A 19022-nucleotide genomic window follows, 5' to 3' on the forward strand; every position below is an offset into this window, starting at 1 on the left:
ACGCGACGCCCTCAGTCCGAGGGTAGGGACCCAGGGGCCCGGCGGCAATCAGTCGGCCGCCGGGGACCGCGCGGCCCGCCTCAGCCCGGTGGCCAGCTCGCCCATCCGGTCGTCGGCGGAGGAGACGCGTTTCTGGTTGATCGTGACGCCCACCAGGTAGTCCGACGCGCCGAGGCGGTAGTAGTAGACGGCGCCCTGCTCGACGTCGAGCACGACGCGCAGCAGGCGGCCCCGCACGGCCTGGCGGGCGATCTGGCCGAGCATCCGGACATGGACCGCGACCTGTCCGGCCAGCTGCCCGTAGAAGGCCCGCGAGGCGGAGGCGTCCATGCCGGGGGGCCGCGCCGACGCGACGGCGACGTTGCCGAACAGGTCGGCCGATCCCGTCACCTTCCCCGACGCGACGTGCGCGGCGTAGACCAGCTCGCGCGCGTCCAGCAGGTCGGCCAGCCGGTCGACCAGGGGTGACGTCCCGGTGGCGAGGAGCCCGGCCTGGTGGTCGCCGTCGGGCGGCGCCTCGTCCCGGGACGGGCCGGGGCCGTCCGGCGGTGCCGTCAGCCAGCCGCCGAGGTTCTGGGAGGGCAGGCTGAGGATGTCCCGCAACTCGGTCGAGAGGCCGCTCAGGGCGATGTCGGCGTCGCGTACCAGCCCGACCCGCGGGAGGACCTGCGGAGGACGTCCGGGCCGGGCCGCGGCCTGCCCGAAGGCGATGCCGAGGACCCAGGTGCGGGGGGTGACCGAGCCGCAGAACATCGCCCCCTGTTCGGCGTGCAGCACGACCCTGATCAGCCTGCCCGTCTCGGCGGGATCCAGCTCGCGGTCGAGCGCGGTCACCAGGAAGGCGAGCTGCTGTTCGGCGGCCAGGTAGAAGGGCCGGCGCTCGGGCGAGGCACCGGCCTGCGCCGCGTCCGCGCCGGGATCGTCCAGCCTGTCGACGGTGAACCCGATCGCGCCGTGGTCGTACCTGGCCAGGTGGTGGAGGACGGGCGTCAGCGCGAGTCGTTCTCGGAAGAGATCGACCGCGGCGGCGTGGACCTCTGGCCTGCCTCCCAGGAAGGTCACATGCTCATCCGCCATCGGCTGTCCCCTCTGTCCCATCAGACGGCCGGCACGTCCAGGTAGATCACCGGCCGGCCGCGGCCGGTGCCGCCCCGCCTTCTGCTCCGGCTGTCGTCGCGCGCGGCGGAGGCGATCACGGTGTACAGGTGGTCCGGGCCGAGGAAATCCAGGCAGTCGGCCGCGGTCGTCTCGTCCAGTGCCAGTGCCCCCTCGACGTCGCCCAGCTCCACCTGGCAGCGCGATATGTGGACGGCGGCCGCGAGCGCCCACGGATGCTGCTCGCCGAGTGCGCGGGCGAGGGCCGCTTCGGCCGCGTTGGCCTCCTCCAGCGCCATCGCCGGCGTGACCGCTCCCGCGTCGAGCCGGAAGAGGTTGGCGTCGAGCCGGCACAGGTGCACGAACGGGTGGCCGGGTGAGAACGTCCGCTCGAAACGTTCGAGGCAGCGGTCGGCGATGCGCAGGGCCGGTCCCGGGCGGCCGGCCATGTGCAGCTCGATCGCCAGGCTCAGCTCGGCTGACACGGTCGCCGGGTGGTCGGCCCCCAGGTACTCCCGGAAGCCGTTCCTGACCTCGTTGATGCGGCGGTGGTCGAGTTCACGGCCCGGTTCGAGGCGCTGGACGATCGCCAGGCCGCCGAGCAGGCTCAGTTCGAGTTCCGGCGAGGCCGGCCTCCTGTCGCGCACCAGGCGCAGGTTGTCGACGAGGAGCCGCCCGGCGGCCTCCCGGTCCCCGTTCTCCCCGAGGTAGCGGCCCGCGAGGGCGGCGCAGTGCAGGGCGGGGACGCTGTCGGCGCCGAACTCGGCGACCTGCTGGGCCCGGGCGGAGAGGATCAGGTCGAGCGCCAGGTCGTGCTGGCCCGCGATCCGGCTGGCCTCCGCGAGATTGATCTTGGCGAGGATCGCGTCGCGGTGCCCCTCGCCGAACAGCTCCCGCGCCTCCTCGTACACGGCCTGGATCTCGCCCAGCGACTCGGCGAACCGGCCGAGGGCGCGCAGGTCGGCGGACCGGCCACGGCTGACGACCATGGACCCGTAGCGTCCCTCCTCGCCGAGCGGCCGCAGGATCGCCAGCGCGCGGTCCCCCGCCTCCAGCGCCGCGCGGAAGTCGCCGAGGCCGCGCCGGATGTTGGCGACCTGCCCGAGCAGCCGCCCCGTGAGGAGGTCCTCCGGCCAGGTCTCCGCGAGGCGCTCGGCCAGCGGGAGCATGACCGGCCAGCTTCCCCGGTCGCCCTGGGCGTACTGGAACCTCACCTGGTTGACCGCCCAGCGGCGGACGGCGTCGGCCCGGCTCTCCGCGGCACCGGACGGGCCGAAGTGACGCTGCAGCTCGGTGAACACGGCCCGGCTCGCGACCACCGGGCCGCCGACCTCCGGCGGTATGGACTCGGCGAGGGCCTGGAGCACCTGTTCCCGGCGTCTGCCGCCGAGCGTCTCCCCCATGCCGTCCCGCACCGCCGTCTGCACCAGCCGGTGGAGGCGGACCACCCCGCCCCCGCCCCGTATCCACTCGGCCAGCGCGTACTGCTCGCAGAGGTGCAGCGCGCGGTCGAGCAGCATGGGGTCGCTGTGGACGAGCGGCTCGTCGGGTCCCGCGGCGGACGCGAGGGCGTCCAGGAACGACCGGGTCGACAGCAGCCGGTGGCCGACGCCCTCGGGCGCCAGCCACGAGCACAGTTCCACCAGCCGGACGGCCAGGCGTCCCGGCGCGCCTTCCTCCGCCATCGAGCGCAGCGTCAGGGCGAGGCACGCGTCGACCGGCTCGCCGCCTTCGGCCGCCGCCCTCTCGTACTGGGCCAGGAACTCCTCCGCCACCCAGGCGGCCGCCGCCTCGGTGAACGCGCCGCGCTCGCTCAGGATGCGGCTGTTGCGGCGCAGCCAGGCGCCGGCGAGCCGCACCGCCAGCGGCAGCCCGCCGAGGGTCGCCACCAGGTCCGCGGCCTGCGCGACGGTGACGGAGCCGACGCCCTGCCGGAGCAGCTCGGCGCCGGGCACCGGGTCGAGGGCGGTGAGGGCCGCGCCGGGCCGCGCGCGGCCGGCCGGGGCGCGGGTGGTGACGATGACATGGCCCGGCCCGCCGGACGGGACGAGGTCCTCGACCGCGGCGAGATCGTCCGGGTCGTCGTAGACGATCAGCCAGGGCCGGCGTTCCTCGGTGCGGAGCACGGAGACCACCGCCCTGGTGACGTCCCCCTCCGGCGGGATCCCCAGGTGGTGGGCCAGGTCGGCCAGGCCCTGCTGGACGAGTTCCGGAGTGCGGGCATCGAGCCACCAGAGCAGGTCGTAGTCGTCGCCGAACAGCCGGACGTACTCCCTGGCCATCGCCGTCTTGCCGACTCCCGGCGGGCCGCTCAGCACATACGGCACGCAGCCGTCGGCGGCGGTGGTCAAGTACTCGCGCACCGCCGCCAGTTCGGCGGCGCGGCCGACGAAGCCGGGATCGGGGTTCTGCGCGAGGTTGGTGATCGGGGGCGCGGAGCGGACGTCGCCGGGATACCGCGGCGTGAACGTCGTGTGCTGCGCGGGGACGCGCACGAGTCCCAGGCGGCCGAGGAGCTGGAGGGCCGCCTCGTCGGCCGTCATGCCCGGCGCCGGTTCGAAGAGCGCCTTCGCCTCCACCGACGTGGCGTCGCCGTCCGGGAGGACCACGGCCAGATCGGGGTCCGGAACCGCCGCGCCGGTGAGGTCCGGTGAGACCAGCGCGATGACCCGGCCGCTCACCGGCTCGCCCGGCGCGGCCAGCGTCACCTCGGCGGCGCACTCGCGCAGCGTCGCGCGGATCCAGTCGGCCCAGCGGCGGTCCGGCCAGGCGTGCACGAGGGTGAAGTCGCCGGTCACGGCGGGTTCCTGGAGCCCCGCCGCCGCCCGGTAGCCGGCGCGCAGGCCGGGCGGCACCGCCCGCATCCCGGTGACGGCGCCCTCCGTCACCAGCGCCGCGAGCCGGGCGTAGGACCGGACGGCCGCCGAGTCCGGCTCCTCGGCGAGCGTGGTCAGGAGCGGGGGGCCGCCCCGCGGCGGCCCGGCATGGAACTCCAGCAGTTCCCCCCGCCCTCGCTCCAGGAACTCGCCGAACACCTGGCGGAGGAACTCGGCCGGGGCGGGAGGAGCGGCCTGGCCGGCGTCCGGGGCGGGCACGAGCATCGGCACGACGGGCACGCCGGTGACGGAGCGCTCCTGGACGGTCTGCGCGAGCCAGGACGCCTTGGTGGCGGGCAGCCGGCCCGGTGTGAGGACCACGACCACGATGTCGGCGACCCTGGCGATCACCTCCAGGTAGCCGGGCGCCGGGTCGGCGGGGGCGTCCACGAGGACGTACTCGTGCGCCGACTCGTTCATCAGGGCGCGCAGCCGGGTGGAGACCGTCTCGATCGCGTCCGTCCGGGAGAGCGCGGGCGGCGCGGACGCCTCATGCCCCGCCGGGGCGATGACGTCGATCACCCCGATGTCCGCCGGCAGCCGGAGCCGCTCGGACCGCCACACGCCGGACGGGACGGTCAGCTCGCCCAGGCGCCGCGCGAGAGGCTCGGAGTCCGCGTGCGCACCGGACCGGAAGCCGTCGAAGTAGGCCCGGACGTCGGGCGGGCCGCCGGACCAGCCGACGATCAGCACCCGTGATCCCGCGCCCGCCAGCACGACCGCCGCGTTGGCCACCACCGCGGTCCGGCCCGGGCCGGGCGCGGCCGACAGGAACGTGACGCACCGCGTCCGGCCGGGCCGGCTCATGCGCGGTCTCGCGCCGGTCCCGCGCGGTCTCCGGTCCGGGCGCACTCGTTCATGAAGCTGGCGTACTGCGGTACCTCGGTGCCCCGCTCCCGGATGATGCGCTCCAGCGCCCGGTCGAGCACCGAGCCGTCGCCGAGCACCGGCGCGGTGAGATCGATCCCGGCAAGGTCCACCAGGGCCGTCTGCCCAGGCTCGTCCATGTCCCTCACCGCCTGCGTCCGGACCCGCCCATCGTAGACATAGCACGGTTCCCCCGGCGACGCTTTTCCGCATTGCCCGGGGGTCACCGGCGTGCGACACTCATGTGACGACAGGCCATCGAGGATGCGATTCAATGATCGACCATCGGCATGGCCGAGATCGGACGGACTGGACGCCGACGCCCTTTCGGCAGTTCATCGTCAAGGTCCACAGTCGATGCAATCTCGCGTGCGGCTACTGCTATGTCTACACGATGGCCGACAAGCGCTGGCGGCGGCGCCCGCCCGCGATGGCCGGGCATATCGCCGAGGCCACCGCCCATCGCATCGCCGAACACGTCGCCACGCATGACCTGGCCGAAGTGTCGGTGATCCTGCATGGCGGCGAGCCGCTGCTGGCCGGACCGGACCGATTGCGCCATCTGGTGTCCGCCGTGCGCGCCGCGGTGGGAGAACGGGCGACGGTCCATTTCTCGTTGCAGACCAATGGCACTTTGCTCGACCGGTCATTCCTCGAACTCTTCAGCGAGCTGGGCGTCCGGATCGGCATCAGCGTGGACGGCACCGAGGCCGCCCACGACCGCGCGAGGCCGGGCAGCTACGCACGCGTCGCGCAGGCGCTCGCGGAGCTCGGCCGGCCCGGGTTCCGCGGTCTGTTCGCCGGACTGCTGTGCGTCGTCGACCTGGACGCCGACCCGATCGACACCTACGAGTCGCTGCTGCGGCACGCGCCGCCCGCGATCGACCTGCTGCTGCCGCACGCCTCGTGGAGCCGGCGGCCCGCCGGCCCGCCGGGCGCCTACGCGGACTGGCTCATCCCGATCTTCGACCGGTGGTTCGGGGCGCCGGTCCGGGAGACGGGCGTCCGGCTGTTCGAGGAGATCATCAACGTGCTGCTGGGGGGCGGCTCGGCGGTCGAGGGCGTCGGGACCAGCCCCGCGGCGATGATCGTGGTGGAGACCGACGGCCGCATCGAGCAGTCCGACATCCTCGCCTCGACCTACGAGGGGGCCGCCGACCTCGGCCTGGACGTCGTCCGGGACGATTTCGAGGCCGCGCTCCACCATCCCGCGACCGTGGTCCGCCAGCTCGGCACGGCGGGCGTGCCCGCCGACTGCGCCCCGTGCCTGTGGGCCGGGACCTGCGGGGGTGGCCTCTACGCGCATCGCTACCGCGCGGGCTCCGGTTTCGACCACCGCTCGGTCTACTGCACCGACCTGGACCACCTGTTCGGTCACGTCCGCGCGTCGCTCGAACGCGGCCTCGCCCCGCTCCGCTGACGGCGGCGCCGGGGAGGCGGGGGCGGGCCGGAGGTCCTCCGGGGCGGGGACGAAGGTCTCTGGGGCGTGCGTGCCGTGCGGGGCCATCGTGGGAGGCGATCCGAAGCCGGACGGGCTCCCGGCGGGCCCCCGACCGGTACGCGATCGTCGGCCGCCATCTGATGGACTCGGTCGCCGAGGTGCTCGGGGACGCGGTCACCGCCGAGGTGCGCGGGGCCTGGACGGAGGTCTACTGGCTGTTCGCGACGTTGCTGGCCGCCGAGGAGGCCCGGCTCTACCAGGTGGCCGGACACGCGCCCGCCGCCGGGTTCCGGCCGTGGCGCGTGACGGAGCGCCGCGAGGAGGCGGAGGACGTCGTGTCGTTCGTGCTCCGTCCCGCGGACGGGGGGAAGGCCGCCCCGCACCGGCCCGGCCAGTACGTGTCGGTGGCGGTCGATCTCCCGGGCGGCCTGCGCCAGCCGCGCCAGTACACCTTGTCCCGCGCGGCGGACGGCGTCTCCATGCAGATCACCGTGCGGCGGGTGCGCGGCCGCGGCGGGGCCCCCGACGGGGCGGTGTCGACGTACCTGCACCGCGAGGTAAGCGCCGGGGACGAGCTGCTGGCCGGGACGCCGTTCGGCGACGTCGTCCTCGACGACGGCCCCGACCCCCTGGTCCTGGTCAGCGCGGGCATCGGGATCACCCCGATCGCCGCGATGCTGGACCATCTCGCGGCCGTGCAGCCCGGCCGCCGCGTCATCGCGCTGCACGCCGACCGGCGCCCCGCCGTCCACGCGCTGCGCGTCCAGACCGCCCAGGCGGCCGGCCGGATGACCGACCTGCACCGGGTCACCTGGTACGAGGAACCGGACGCGCCGGGTGACGGCCTGGTCATGGCGGGGTGCATCGACCTCGGCGCGCTGACCGTGCGCATCCCCGCCAAGGTGTTCGGGCCCGATCTGTGGCAGCAGGCCGGCTGACGCGAGGCGTTCAGGGGCCGCCCGTCCCCCCGCCGTCGGTGCTGATCGTCTTCACGACCTGGTCGAGCAGGGTCTGGACACGGACGAGGTCACGGCGGGCCCTGTCACCGGAGGCGACGGCGCGCAGCAGCGACAGCCGTCCCTCCAGATCGGCGGCCACGTGCTCGGCGAGACGCGCGGGGAAGTCACGGGCGAGGTCCTGCCCTCGCGCCCCCGAGACGATGTGGCCGACCAGGGCGGCGCTCCACTCCCGCGCGGTTCGGAGCGCGGCGCCCTGGCCGACGAGTGCGGGTTCGAGCCGGGAGGCGACGGTCACGGCCAGAGCGGGCGTCCAGGTGCCGGGGGTGAGGCCGTCGAGGCAGCGTCCGGCGGTCATGCCCCGCCGGTGGCCCGCGACGAGGCCGTCGACGATCGCGTCGGCGTCCTCACCGGCGGGCCCGTGGGCGGCCGGGTCCAGGGCCAGGGCCAGCAGCTCCTGAAGCGGCGGGACGGGACGGCCGCGGGGCCGCCGGGCGTCCCGCCGCCCGCCCTGGTCGTCGAGGAGCGCGGCGATCGCGGCGGCCGGTCCGCGTCCCTTCGGCCAGGGCAGCCCGCAGGTGCCGAGGAAGCCGCGGCGGTAGGAGCCGTCCGCGTCCCCGGCGAGCCCGCCGGCGATGTCGGGGCGGCCGCCGAAGGCCAGGAGCAGGACGTCGATCGCCCCCTGGACCTGGGGGTCGGAGGCCCGCAGGTCACCGACCCGGTCGGCCCAGTAGCGGTCCTCCTCGGGCGGGATCGTCCCGCCCTCGATCATGAGCTCGACGAAGGCCCGCAGCACCAGCGGCAGCCGCCCCACCGCGCAGGCCGCGTCCAGCAGCGCGGCGACGCAGCCGCGCCCGGACTCGGCGAGGCCCCTGAGGCGCTCCGACGGCAGCGGGTCCGGTTCGCGGGAGGTCAGGACGTCGCGGAGCACCGCCAGCACCCGCGGGTCCTTCGCGCGCGCCGTCGCGAGCCAGCCGAGGCCCCGTGCCAGCCGGGCGCGGTCGGACGTGGCGAGCTGCGCGACCAGCTCGCACATCACCTGCGGCTGGTCCACCAGGCTGCGCAGCGTGCGGGGGTGCGCGTCCGCCGCGTCGCAGGCGATGACGCTCTCGTGGACGAGCTGGGCCGTGGCGGCCAGCCCGTTCTCGATCCGCTCGCGGGACATGCGGGGCGGGACGACGAGCGCCGCGAGGAAGTCGTCGCCCTGGTCGTACCGGTAGGCGATGAGCAACTGCGTCTGGATCCTGCCCGGTTCGCCGGACCACAGCCGGGCGTGGCAGCGCTCGAACGCCGGGGTCAGCAGGCCGACGAGGTCGTCGCCCGCCAGCTCCGCCCACCAGACGTCGATGGTCGGCCAGTCCTGCGGCTCGGCGAGCTCGACGAGGCGCGACATCGCCGCCCGGGCGGTTCCGCGGTCCATGGCCAGGACGCTCTCGCGACGTCCGAACAGGTCCCGGAGCTCGGTGAGGCCGGCGTCCTCCGGCAGCGGGCGAGGGGGCGCGGTCATGGCCTGCACGGCGCGGACGGCGGGCCCGGGGTCGTCGCAGAACCGGGGCGCCGGGTCCTTCAGGAACGACCGGATCACCTCTTCGGCGCCGAGCCGGTCGAGTGCCGCCTTGAGCGGGCGCAGGTGCTCCTGCTCGGTGTCGGGCTCGCCGGGGAGCATGGCCGATCCCCGCAGGGGGACGCCGAGGGCGTTGCTCCCCGCGTGCCGTGCGAAGAACAGCCGGAAGGGGTGGCGCGTCGCGCTGTTGGCCCAGGTCGTCGCGGTGAGCCGGGCGCGGTAGCCGTACGGGAGCAGCGCGGCCACGGCGTCCAGGTAGCGGAGCCGCTCGTCCAGCGAGGTGGACTCCGCCTGGACGACGCAGACGTTCTGGTCGCGGACGAGCAGGGTGGCGGCGAACGCGGGCCCCGGGCCCAGCTCCTGGAGGTCGGCCGCGACGGACGTGGTGTCCAGCGCCGGAGGCCGCACGGTGACCGGCGAGCCCGTCCCGGATTCGGGGAGGTCGGCGGCGGCCAGATGCCGGTAGAGGCCCAGGTAGCCGACCGGCTCGCTGCTGAGGACGCTGTAGGGGAACACGAACAGGCGGGTCGTGACGCCCTGCCCCTCCTGGACGGGCCGCGGGGTCTGGAGGGCGACGGCGAGGTGGGGGACCTTGGAGATGTCCACGGCCCCGATGGTGACGCGCGGGAGCGCGCCGTCGGTGTCGGGCGTCCCCGGGGAGAACCTGGTGATGATCTTCTCGAAGTGCGCTCCGCGGAGCCGGCCGTCGCTGCGCGCCAGGACCGCGTAGCCGGCGCCGCCGTCCGCGGGGAGGCCCCAGAGCGCCCACTCCGCCTCCAGCGAGGTCATTCCACCCGGCCCTGATCCGCGAAAGCGTCCTTGGGCGGCGCCGACCGGGGCGCCGACGGTTGCTCGTCCAGCCTGTCCCGCCCGCGGCGCCGACGCTTCGCCCCCTTGGCCTTTTCATTGATCACGTTGAGGAGCACGTCGGCGGCCGACTTGATCTTCGCGGCGTTCTCCTTCTCGTCGAGGAACTCCGCGGAGGCGTCCCTGAAGTTCTGGAGCAGCCTGATCTGATCCGACATGCCTCGCAGGAGGATGGTCAGATACCGCTTCTTGAACTCCTGGGCGAGCGCCGAGCCGAATTGCTCCTCGCAGAGGAAGTCGATGAGGTGGTTCCTCCAGTTGATGCCGGTGTTCAGCGAGTCACGCTGCCCGATCGACACGGCCAGCGAGGTCACCACCTCCACCGCGACGCGGGCGTCGGTCAGCATCTTCTGATCCCTGATATGGGCGTACACCTGGGACGAGGTGGCTCCGCGACGCTCACAGGCGCCGATGTACTCGACGATGGATGCCGCTCTCTCCGATATCGCTCCCGGCCGGGCCGGAAGCGGCAGGGGTTCCGGGTCCACGGGCGGCTCGGGGTGGGGCGTCGGCGCCGGGCTCTTGGGCCGGCCTCCTCTGGCCTTCAACCACTCTTCGGCGAAGGGGTCGTTCGACAGATCATGGGCGTTGGAGAGGCTCTCGATCAAGGCGTTGCGCACCAGCGGCTGGTCGTGCAGCTCCAGCACCGTGATCAGGCTGGAGACGATGTCGGTTGCCCTGCCGGGAACGTCGTGCCACGACTGGGACCGTAGATGATCTCCCAGCTCTATGATCATCAGCTCGGGGTTGGGCCAGGGACGCCTCCAGTGGCTGACGAACGAGTCCTCATAATCCATCCACTGCTCGCGTACCACGACCATCATCCAGCAAGGGCGGTGGCTGGTGGCCAGGAGCACGACGTCGATCATCGCCAGCATCGAGGGGTCGTCCGGGGTCAACGACGACAGGACGTTCCCCCAGTAGCCGCTGCTCGCCGGCTCGCACCCTCCGGTGGAGACCAGCCATTCCACGAACCCGTCGGCGAGAAGACCAAGCCTGTTCCACAGGCAGGCGATCTGGAGCATCGTGGCCACGCAGCTGTCACCGTGCTGGGCGATGTCCTTGATGACCGCCACGTCGAGAGGCTCCTCGGACAGCGTTCCGAGGAGACGGTCGGCAGCGGTCACCAGGCCGTCGGGCAACCGCTCCCAAGCCCATTCGAGCGCCGGGGGCCCCCCATTGTCGGCATAGAGGGCGAAGACCAGCGCGAGCACCACGGGGCCGTCGCCCCTCACCGCCTCCCCCGTCAGCGGATAGACCTGCGTGTTCGGCAGGACCAGCTCTACGAGCAGGTGCGCGATCGCGCCGAGGCCGTTCGTGACCTGCGCGGTCTCGGTGGGCCGGGTTCCGATCAGATCCGCGAGGAGGGTGTCGGTCTCCTTGTCGTCGTTCAGCGCCCTGAGCAGGGGCGCCAGCCGCGCCCCCTCTTTCCACAGCAGCCTCTTGGACGCCATGGACAGCGGCCTGCGCCACGACGCGAGGTTCTTCGCGGAGACGACAGGGAGCCACCGTGCGATGCGCTCGACGTCCTTGCTCTGCGCCACCGGGAGCAGCTTGCGGAGGATGCGCGCCGCGTCGCCGTCGGAGAGGTCCTCCTCGTCGAGCCATCTGCGCAGGTCCGAAGGGGCGGGGTCGCCGGACGAGAGGGCGTGGTCGCGCTGGAGCCGGTCCTCGATCGTGTGCAGCGTGTCGGACGCGCCGTGGGGGTCGTCGAACGCGCGCGGGGCCGTGTGCCCGGCGAGCAGGCCGATCACCTGGGGGTGCGGGAAGCGGCCGAGCATCTCCTTCAGGCGGCTGGCGAAGGCGCTGGCCGGAGGGGCGGCGGTGGGCCCCTCCCACGGCACCTCCACGGTGCCGGGGTCGTTGGCACGCCGTGAGAAGACCATCCGCAGGTTGTGGCGGGTGGCGCTGTTGGCCCAGGTCGTCGCGGTGATCTTGGCGCGGTAGCCGTAGGGCAGGAGCGAGACGGCGGCGTCGAGGTACCGCAGCCGCTCGTCCGTCGTGGCCTGCTCGGCGCCCGTGACGCACAGCCGCTCCATGTGCAGGAGGTGCGCGGCGGCGAAGGTGGAGTCGGCGCCCAGCAGCTCCAGGTCCTCCGCGACCACCGAGGCGTCGAAGCCGGGCACCTCGACCCGCAGCAGCCGGCTGTCGCCCGCCTCGGGCAGGGGGAGGCCGATCAGGGACGAGTAGAGGGCGTGATAGGAGACCGGATTCCCGTCCAGCGCCTCATAGGGGAAGAGGAAGAACCGGGTCGGCGCGATCCTCCTTCCGGTTCCGTCATGCTGGTCCGACCGGGCCTGGATGGCCATGCCGATATGCGGCCTCTGCGCGACGTCCACGGCGACGACGGTGACGCGGGGCAGTCCCCACTGGGCCTCGGCGGTGCCCGGCGAGAAACGGGTGATGATCTTCTTGAAATGGGCGGGGCGGAGCTGTCCCTCGCTACAGGAAAGGACGGTGTAGTCGTCCCGGGCACCCGGCCGCTCGCTCCACAGCGCCCATTCCATCTCGATCGTCACCATGGGGCGCCGCCTATCGCTGCCGTGTCTTCTCGCCCAGCCACAGGAGCGGCTCCAGCACGTTGATCGGGTGGATGTCCCCGCGGATGGTGTACTCGCGTTCCTGCGTCGGATGCGGGACGACGTTCTGGAAGTTCGCCGCGCGGAAGCGGGAGGACGTGCGGGCGAGGTAGAAGCCGACGGACGAGGTGGCGAAGTAGCACACCCGGTCGGGGAGGAACGCGGCGTTGATGGCGTTGTGGACCATCAGCGCGCTCCTGGTCGGGGAGAGGTTGCCCAGTTCCCGGAACAGATCCTCCGCCTTGTCCTCCCGCACGCGGGGGAAGAGGTGGGGGTCGTCTGGGTCGGCGGTGAGGTAGCCCCGCTTGTAGGCGGTGTGGAAGACCTTCGGGTCGTCCAGCTTGGTGATGCAGACGGCGAGGAAATGCGGCAGGTGCCTGCCGATGAGCCTTCCCTCGTTGGACGCCCGGTGCACGATGTTCTGCAGCGCCCATTGGACGTGACGGAACTCGTCGCCCTCCTTATTCTCCCGGACGGGGTCGAAGAGGTAGACGATCCCGTCGCAGCTCGCGAGCTGGTCGATGAGCTCTTCGGGGCCGCTCCCGGAGCCGCTTCCGGCGTCGTTGAAGTCGAGGATGTCCCCGTCCGTCGCGTCCTCCTCGGTCGTGCCCTTGAAGAGCTGGCCCGCGGCGTCGAGCATGTCGAGCTGGAAGTAGAGGGGGACGGTCTCGACGCGCCTGCGGAAACGGCCGCCGACGACCTCCTCGGTCTCGCCCATGACGTTCCAGCTGAGGTTCTGGATGCCCTCGGTCTTGTCCGGGAAGCGGCGCTGCTGGGTGAGCGTGTCGGTCTTCTCGGTCAGGAAGTCGACCGACTCCTGGTCGACTCCCCCGATGTTCCATTTCCCGTTCTGGGTGACCGCGACGTAGAGCGCGGCCAGATAGGAGGTCTTCCCGCTGCCCGACGCCCCCCACAGCCCGATCTTGGCCATCTTCGTCTGGGGGCGCGGCAGCCCGTTCACCGAACCGGTCTTCATGGTCACCTCAGTTCTCGGGGTCCAGCATCGGGAAGACGAGCCGGCCGGAGTCGGGCACGACGACCTGCGTCGCGGCGGCGAGGCGCCCGGCGTCCGCCTGGTCCAGGCGCAGCAGCGCCGTCCGGCCGAGCCGCCGCCACGCGGCGTCGAGGCGCTCGGAGGAGTCGAGGACGACGGCGCTGGTCAGGCGGGGATGCCGCTCGATCCGCCGCAGCTCCCGCCGCCAGTCGACCCCGCGCGGGCAGGGGAGGACGCCGTCCGGGTCGTCCCGCGGGGGATGCGGCGGGCGGTCGCCGAAGAACAGCGTCACCACCCTCCGCTTGGCGGGGATCTTGCGGACGCCCTGGGCCACCAGCCCGAGGGCCTCCTCGACGGGCGCGCCCAGCACCCGGTCGGGACGGACCGAGCGGAGCCCGGCGAGGGTGTCCAGCGCCGACGCGGCGGGCGCGAGCCAGGCGCCCTCCAGGACGCCGGCGTGCTCCTGCTCCAGCCGGAAGTCGTGCCTGCCGTAGGCGACCACCGCGACGCCGAGCTGCTCGGGGCGGGGGAAGCGCCGCTTCACCAGCTTGACGAACTCGGTCGCGAGCCTGCGGCGCGACTCGAACCCGCCGCCGCACCGGTCGATCACGCAGATGACGTCGAGCTCGGTCGTCTCGGGGACGAGGCGGTCCGGCAGCGTCGCCATCAGCTCCGACCAGGACCGGCGCTCCGGCTCGACCCCGCCGGGCTCCACGAACTTGACCTGCCCCGCGCCGGCCAGGACCGCGCGGAGCCGGTGCCGTCCGGCGGGGAGCCGCACGACGCCGGTGAACAGCGCGCGGGGGCCGTCGTCCCGCCACGTCACGACCGCGAGGACGGTCCCGTCGTCGTGCGGGTGGACGCAGCGCAGGCTCACCGCGCTCTCGGTGCCGACCTCGTCGCCCGCGGCGAACAGCTGCGTCCCGATCGGCAGGATCCTGCCGGAGGACTCGATCTCGACGACCACCAGGTCCAGCGGGGCGCGAAGGGGAAGGGCCGCGACCGCGTCGCCGACGGCGGCGGCGACGTCGACGCCGATGAGGCGGGAGGGCGATCGCCGGTGGTCGTGCGGATCGGGCGCCGTCCACGCGTCCGGCGCGTTCCCTCCGGCGTCGCCCGCCAGCCTCGCGAGGTCGGCCAGCGCCCGTTCGGGCACGGGCCACCCGGGCGCGGTGCAGACGAGTTCGAGCCGGTGCCCGTCCGGCGGCGCGACCTGCTCCTCCAGGTTCCGGCGCAGCTCGCTCCACAGCCGCGCGTGGTCGACGCCGCCGAGGCCGCCCGCCAGCCGGAACCTCAGCTCCTGGAGGGAGCCGGTGGCCAGCATCGGCACCAGCGCCGTCCAGGGCACGGCCGGGCGGGGACGCGGGCGGGGCAGGCCGAACCCGTCCATGACGATGACGGTGACGGTGATCCCGGACTCGCCCGCCTCGGCGATCGCGAGGCGGCCCCGGTCGGACAGCTCGGCGATGGCCTGCTGGATGCGGCCGCGGAACCGCTCGGCCGGGTCGCCTCCGGCCTCGGCCCGGCGCAGCGCCTCGTCCCATTCCGCCGTGCTCGGCCGGCCGCCCCGGATGAAGGGCAGGTCACGCCCGCCGGACGGTGACATCCGGGCGGCTGCGACGGCGTCGAAGGCCCGCTGTGCCGCCGTGAGCCGCTCACCCTCGTCCGGGCCGTCCCCCCGACCCTCCGGGTGCCCGGCCGTACTCGGGGACGACGGCCACCATCCGCATGCGCAGGGCGCGTTCGTGTCACTTAAAGCAAAACAAACCGGACATTCCACATAGTCAACCTCATGATGCGACATAGAGGTTTTCCCTCGCATCGCATGTTTGTCGCCCAAAGCCGGGTGGGATGGAGATCACTGATCTTTTCATACAGGCTCGCGCGCCCCCGCGAATAATCGACTGCCCCGTTCGATCGAAACCCCTTCACCCGGCACGGTGTTGCCATGCCGGGCCCCCCACTCCGGCATAGTAGGCACACCGGACCCACTGTCCGCAAAAGCGCACCAGACCTGCCTTTGTCCGGAACCGGTCACCGCCGTCCCCCGGCTGGAGCGGGATCCGGCACCCGCGATGAGGTACAGCTAGATCCGTGGATTCGCGCGATTGATCGTCCGAATGCGTACATCTACCTTTTCGGCGTGGGCGTCCGTCCGTACACTCGCCGGGGCCGGTGCCGACGGGGGCCGAGAAAGATCGAACGGATCACACCGGGCCCGGTGGCGGCAGCAAGGGGGAGGCTATTGAAGAACGTTCTGGTGTGGCTTTCCGGCGCCCGCGCGGAGGTCCTCGAATTAAGCCCGGGCGACAAGCCGAAATACGTCGGAGTCGGCAGCGCCATTCTGATCACCGGCTCGATCGCCGGGGTGGCCATGGCGTTCGCCCTGCAGAGCGCCGTGCAGGTCATGACGCCGCTGGCGGTGGCCTTCGGGCTGGCGTGGGCGCTCGGGATCATCATGCTGGACCGCTGGCTGGTCAGCTCCATCCAGCGCGGCTCGAAACGGCAGAACCTGCTGACGGCCGTGCCCCGGCTGGCGCTGGCCGTGCTGTTCGGGCTGGTCATCTCCACGCCGATCGTCCTGCGCATCTTCGAGCCGGAGATCGCGGCGGAGATCGCGCGCATCCACCAGGCGGACGCCGACTCCTTCCAGGAGCGCCAGAAGAACGGGGACCTGGGCAAGGAGATCGCCGCGCTGACGGCCCAGCGCGGCGGCCTGGAGAAGATCATCGCGAGCGGCGGCGACGCGCCGCGCAACCCCGGTGACGACCCAGTGATCATCGGGCTCCAGTCCCAGCTCAAGCAGGCGCAGGCGGGCAGCGAGGCGGCCTACAAGAAGCTCCAGTGCCAGCTCTACGGCCCCTGCAAGCCGAAGGGGCGCGGCCCGCTCGCCGAGGCCGCGCAGAAGGCGTACGACTCGGCCCAGCGGCAGGTCGCCTCGATCAACGGCCAGATCGAGGACCGCAAGCGCCGCCTCGCGTCCAACGACGACAAGAGCCGCGCGCAGCGCGTCGCCGACGCCAAGACGGCCCTGCCCGGAGTGCGCAAGAGGCTGGACGAGCAGATCGCGCGGCAGGAGGCGCTGCAGAAGACCTTCACCGCGAAGCAGCAGAGCTCCAACGGCCTGCTCATCAGGATCAAGGCGCTCGACCAGCTCGCGGCGCAGGACGGCTCCATGCGGACGGCCCACCGCGCGCTGATCCTGCTCTTCACCGTGATCGAGATCCTGCCCGTGCTGGTCAAGCTGCTGATGCTGTTCCTGCCCGAGAGCACCTACGACAAGCTCTCGAAGGTGCAGGAGAAGGAGGACCTCGCCCGCGCCAAACTGCTGATCCGCACATCCTCCGGGACCGCGGACGCCAAGATCGACGATGCCATCCGCGAGATCTGGGGGATCCCCGCGGAGCCGGAGAAGGAAGGGACGCCGGCCAAGGGAACCGGCATCCTCGACGACGACGATGATCCGGGACGGGAATGGAACGCCGGGCTCCCCCACGAGACCGGCAGCCCGCACCGCTGGGACGCCGAGCAGCTGATGAACATGCCGGACGACCACGTGTACGGCCATGGCGACGAGGACCAGGACTTCGGCGACGTCCTCCCGCCCGCGGCACCGGGCCGCGAGGACGGCAACGCCGACCTTCCGAGATCACCGGCCGCCGGGGGCCCGCGGTCCAGCAGGACCAGGTCCCCGATGCCCGAGCCCCGGCAGGAACGGGCCACGTCCCGGCTCGACACCGAGGACGGGACCGACCGGCTGCTGGAGTTCGACAACTGATCCGGCGGCCGGGCGGACGATTCGCGACGACAGTGGGAGTGCCCTGAGTGGCGGTTCAATCCGGCGGCGGGCGGTTCGAGCGGGTGCGCAAGCTCGGCGAGGGCGGCATGGGCAGCGTCTGGCTCGCCTGGGACAGCAGCCTGGAGCGCAACGTCGCGGTGAAGGAGATGCACACGGGCGTGCCGGCGGGCGGCGGGCGGCCGCCGCTCTCGTCGTCCCGGGTGCTGCGGGAGGCGCGGGCGGCCTCCCGGCTGCGGCACCCGAACATCGTCCAGATCCTGGAGCTGATCGAGAGCGCCGACGCCCCGCTGATCGTCATGGAGTACATCGAGGGCGAGTCGCTGGCGGAGTGGATCACGCGGAAGCCGGGCGCGCTGTCGGAGGACCGGGTCGCCGAGATCGGCATCGCGGTGCTGGACGCGCTCATCGCCGCGCACGCGGAGAGGGTGGTGCACCGGGACATCAAGCCGGCGAACATCCTGATCCAGCGGGCCACCGCGCCCGGCGATCCGCTCGGGCCGCGGGTCCGGCTGATCGACTTCGGGAACGCGGCGATCGAGGGCCACCAGCTCACCACGCGCAGCTCCCTGATCGGCACCCTGGCCTACGTCGCGCCCGAGCGCTTCAGCCGCGCGTCGGGCCCCGAGGTGGACCTGTGGTCCCTGGGGGTCACGCTGTACCAGGCGATGGAGCTCCGCCTGCCGTTCGCCCGCGACCAGGAGGCGGAGCTGATCTACGCGCTGCTCCACGAGCCGCCGGACCCGATGGCCAGGGCGGGGCGGCTGGCTCCGGTGATCGTCCAGATGCTCGACAAGGACCCGGGCCGCCGGCTGGACGCGCGGACGGCGCGCGACATGCTCCGCCAGGTCCTCGCGGGGCCGGTGGGCCCGCCGCCCCCGCGGGCCCCTCGCCGCACCGTCTCCGGAGGGTCCTCCCCCCGCCCGGCCACGACCCGGCAGGTCGGACAGAGCAGGCGGGACGAACAGCCCAATCAGGACGGACCGGCCGAGCAGAACGGACCGGCCGAGCAGGGCGAACGGGACGGACGGGCCGCTCCGGCGGACGTGCCGCCCTCCTGGCGCCCGCCGGGCGGGTTCGCCGCGATCGTCGCGCGCAACCCGAAGCAGGCCGCGGCGCTACTCCGCGAGCAGGGGCCGCGCGCCTCGGCCCGGGTCCTGGACCGCCTGGAACCCGGCTCGGACGAGGCGCTCTCGGTGGTGACGGCGCTGGGCCCCGCCTTCGCGGCGGAGGTGCTCGGGCACACCCGTCCGGAGACGGCCGTGGCGATGCTGCGCCGTCTCGACCTGGAGCGGGCCGTCCGGCTGCTGGTCCTGGTCCCGGCCAGGGGCGTCGCCGCGATCCTCGCCGCGATGCGCCCGGACGACCGTCCGACGGCCCGGCTCCTGCGCGCGCTGCCCCCCGGGCACGCGGCGCGGGTGCTGAACGACGTCGCGCCGGCGCAGGCCATCGCCGTCCTGGAGGTCCTGGAACCGGCGCGCACGGCGGACGTCCTCGCGCGGATGAGCCCCCGGCGGGCCGCGGTGCTGCTCGACCAGGCCCCCGGGGATCCGCGCCGCGCGGCCGTCCTCGTCCAGGCGTTCCCCCGCGAGCGGCTCGGCGGCGTGCTGGACCGGATGGACGCCTCGCGGGTCGCCGAGATCCTCCTCGTCCACCCCGGCCAGGCGGCACATCACCTCCAGCTGATGCGTCCCGCGGAACGCCAGCGGGTCATCGACGCCCTGCATCGCCTGGACTGACGCCCGCGCCTGGCGAAGGCCCCACGAGGCGCCCCCGCCCACACCCGGCGATCGGTCAGCGGCCGGCGGGCTCTGGTGCGGGACGAGGGGGACGGTACGCGCGGCGCCAAAGCAGTTCGAGGGGGCCGCGGTCGAAGCGGCGGAGCCAGAGGACGGCCGCCGCCATGGTCGGCGCGCAGATCCCCGCCCAGGCGGCGACCGTCCACGTCCCGCCGCGCCCGTTCGGCACGAGACTGTTAGCCGCCGCC

General features: G+C 73.3%; 12 protein-coding genes. 4 read left to right on the forward strand and 8 right to left on the reverse strand.

The annotated features are described in order from the left end of the window. Nucleotides 1–48: 48 nt before the first annotated feature. From AGRA3207_RS10245 to AGRA3207_RS10255, 3 genes are read right to left on the reverse strand one after another with little or no spacing between them, the layout of a single operon-like run. Nucleotides 49–1077 (reverse strand): hypothetical protein, encoded by a 1029-nt coding sequence (locus AGRA3207_RS10245; RefSeq protein ID WP_231334344.1) that lies wholly within the window; start codon nucleotides 1075–1077, stop codon nucleotides 49–51. A gap of 20 nt (nucleotides 1078–1097) precedes the next feature. Further along, on the reverse strand, nucleotides 1098–4778 hold the full coding sequence (fxsT, locus tag AGRA3207_RS10250) for an FxSxx-COOH system tetratricopeptide repeat protein (protein ID WP_231334345.1): 3681 nt from the start codon (nucleotides 4776–4778) through the stop codon (nucleotides 1098–1100). Next, nucleotides 4775–4978, reverse strand: coding sequence for a hypothetical protein (locus AGRA3207_RS10255; protein WP_231334346.1), 204 nt, complete (start codon nucleotides 4976–4978; stop codon nucleotides 4775–4777). The genes fxsT and AGRA3207_RS10255 overlap by 4 nt, the downstream gene beginning before the upstream one ends. A 134-nt stretch (nucleotides 4979–5112) precedes the next feature. Between AGRA3207_RS10255 and AGRA3207_RS10260 the strand changes: the two genes are divergently transcribed. Together AGRA3207_RS10260 and AGRA3207_RS10265 are read left to right on the forward strand one after the other, a co-directional pair. Next, nucleotides 5113–6258, forward strand: coding sequence for an FxsB family cyclophane-forming radical SAM/SPASM peptide maturase (locus AGRA3207_RS10260; protein WP_231334347.1), 1146 nt, complete (start codon nucleotides 5113–5115; stop codon nucleotides 6256–6258). 161 nt (nucleotides 6259–6419) lie between these two features. Further along, nucleotides 6420–7217, forward strand: a complete 798-nt coding sequence (locus tag AGRA3207_RS10265; RefSeq protein WP_231334348.1) for an NO-inducible flavohemoprotein — start codon at nucleotides 6420–6422, stop codon at nucleotides 7215–7217. A 10-nt stretch (nucleotides 7218–7227) separates the two neighbouring features. On the opposite strand, the gene AGRA3207_RS10270 is transcribed toward AGRA3207_RS10265, so the two are convergent. Genes AGRA3207_RS10270 through AGRA3207_RS10285 form a run of 4 tightly spaced genes read right to left on the reverse strand, consistent with a single transcriptional unit; the run spans nucleotide 7228 to nucleotide 14845 of the window. Further along, complete coding sequence (locus AGRA3207_RS10270) at nucleotides 7228–9588, reverse strand: hypothetical protein (RefSeq protein WP_231334349.1); 2361 nt, start codon at nucleotides 9586–9588, stop codon at nucleotides 7228–7230. Continuing rightward, the gene (locus AGRA3207_RS10275) at nucleotides 9585–12188 is read right to left on the reverse strand and encodes a hypothetical protein (RefSeq protein WP_231334350.1); all 2604 of its coding nucleotides are present in this window, start codon (nucleotides 12186–12188) and stop codon (nucleotides 9585–9587) included. Before AGRA3207_RS10275 ends, AGRA3207_RS10270 begins: the two co-directional genes overlap by 4 nt. Nucleotides 12189–12198: 10 nt before the next feature. Further along, nucleotides 12199–13221, reverse strand: a complete 1023-nt coding sequence (locus AGRA3207_RS10280; protein ID WP_231334351.1) for a hypothetical protein — start codon at nucleotides 13219–13221, stop codon at nucleotides 12199–12201. A gap of 7 nt (nucleotides 13222–13228) precedes the next feature. Next, nucleotides 13229–14845 (reverse strand): hypothetical protein, encoded by a 1617-nt coding sequence (locus tag AGRA3207_RS10285; RefSeq protein WP_231334352.1) that lies wholly within the window; start codon nucleotides 14843–14845, stop codon nucleotides 13229–13231. 639 nt (nucleotides 14846–15484) lie between these two features. Here AGRA3207_RS10285 and AGRA3207_RS10290 point away from each other — a divergent pair. Both AGRA3207_RS10290 and AGRA3207_RS10295 read left to right on the forward strand, forming a co-directional pair. Next, a complete protein-coding gene (locus AGRA3207_RS10290; protein ID WP_231334353.1) occupies nucleotides 15485–17017 on the forward strand; it encodes a DUF4407 domain-containing protein in 1533 nt (510 codons plus the stop codon). A gap of 47 nt (nucleotides 17018–17064) precedes the next feature. Continuing rightward, complete coding sequence (locus AGRA3207_RS10295; protein ID WP_231334354.1) at nucleotides 17065–18774, forward strand: protein kinase domain-containing protein; 1710 nt, start codon at nucleotides 17065–17067, stop codon at nucleotides 18772–18774. 55 nt (nucleotides 18775–18829) lie between these two features. On the opposite strand, the gene AGRA3207_RS10300 is transcribed toward AGRA3207_RS10295, so the two are convergent. Then, entirely contained in the window at nucleotides 18830–19003 is a 174-nt protein-coding gene (locus AGRA3207_RS10300; RefSeq protein ID WP_231334355.1) for a DUF418 domain-containing protein, read from the reverse strand. Nucleotides 19004–19022: the final 19 nt, after the last annotated feature.

The organism is Actinomadura graeca, from assembly GCF_019175365.1.
Classification (GTDB): domain Bacteria; phylum Actinomycetota; class Actinomycetes; order Streptosporangiales; family Streptosporangiaceae; genus Spirillospora; species Spirillospora graeca.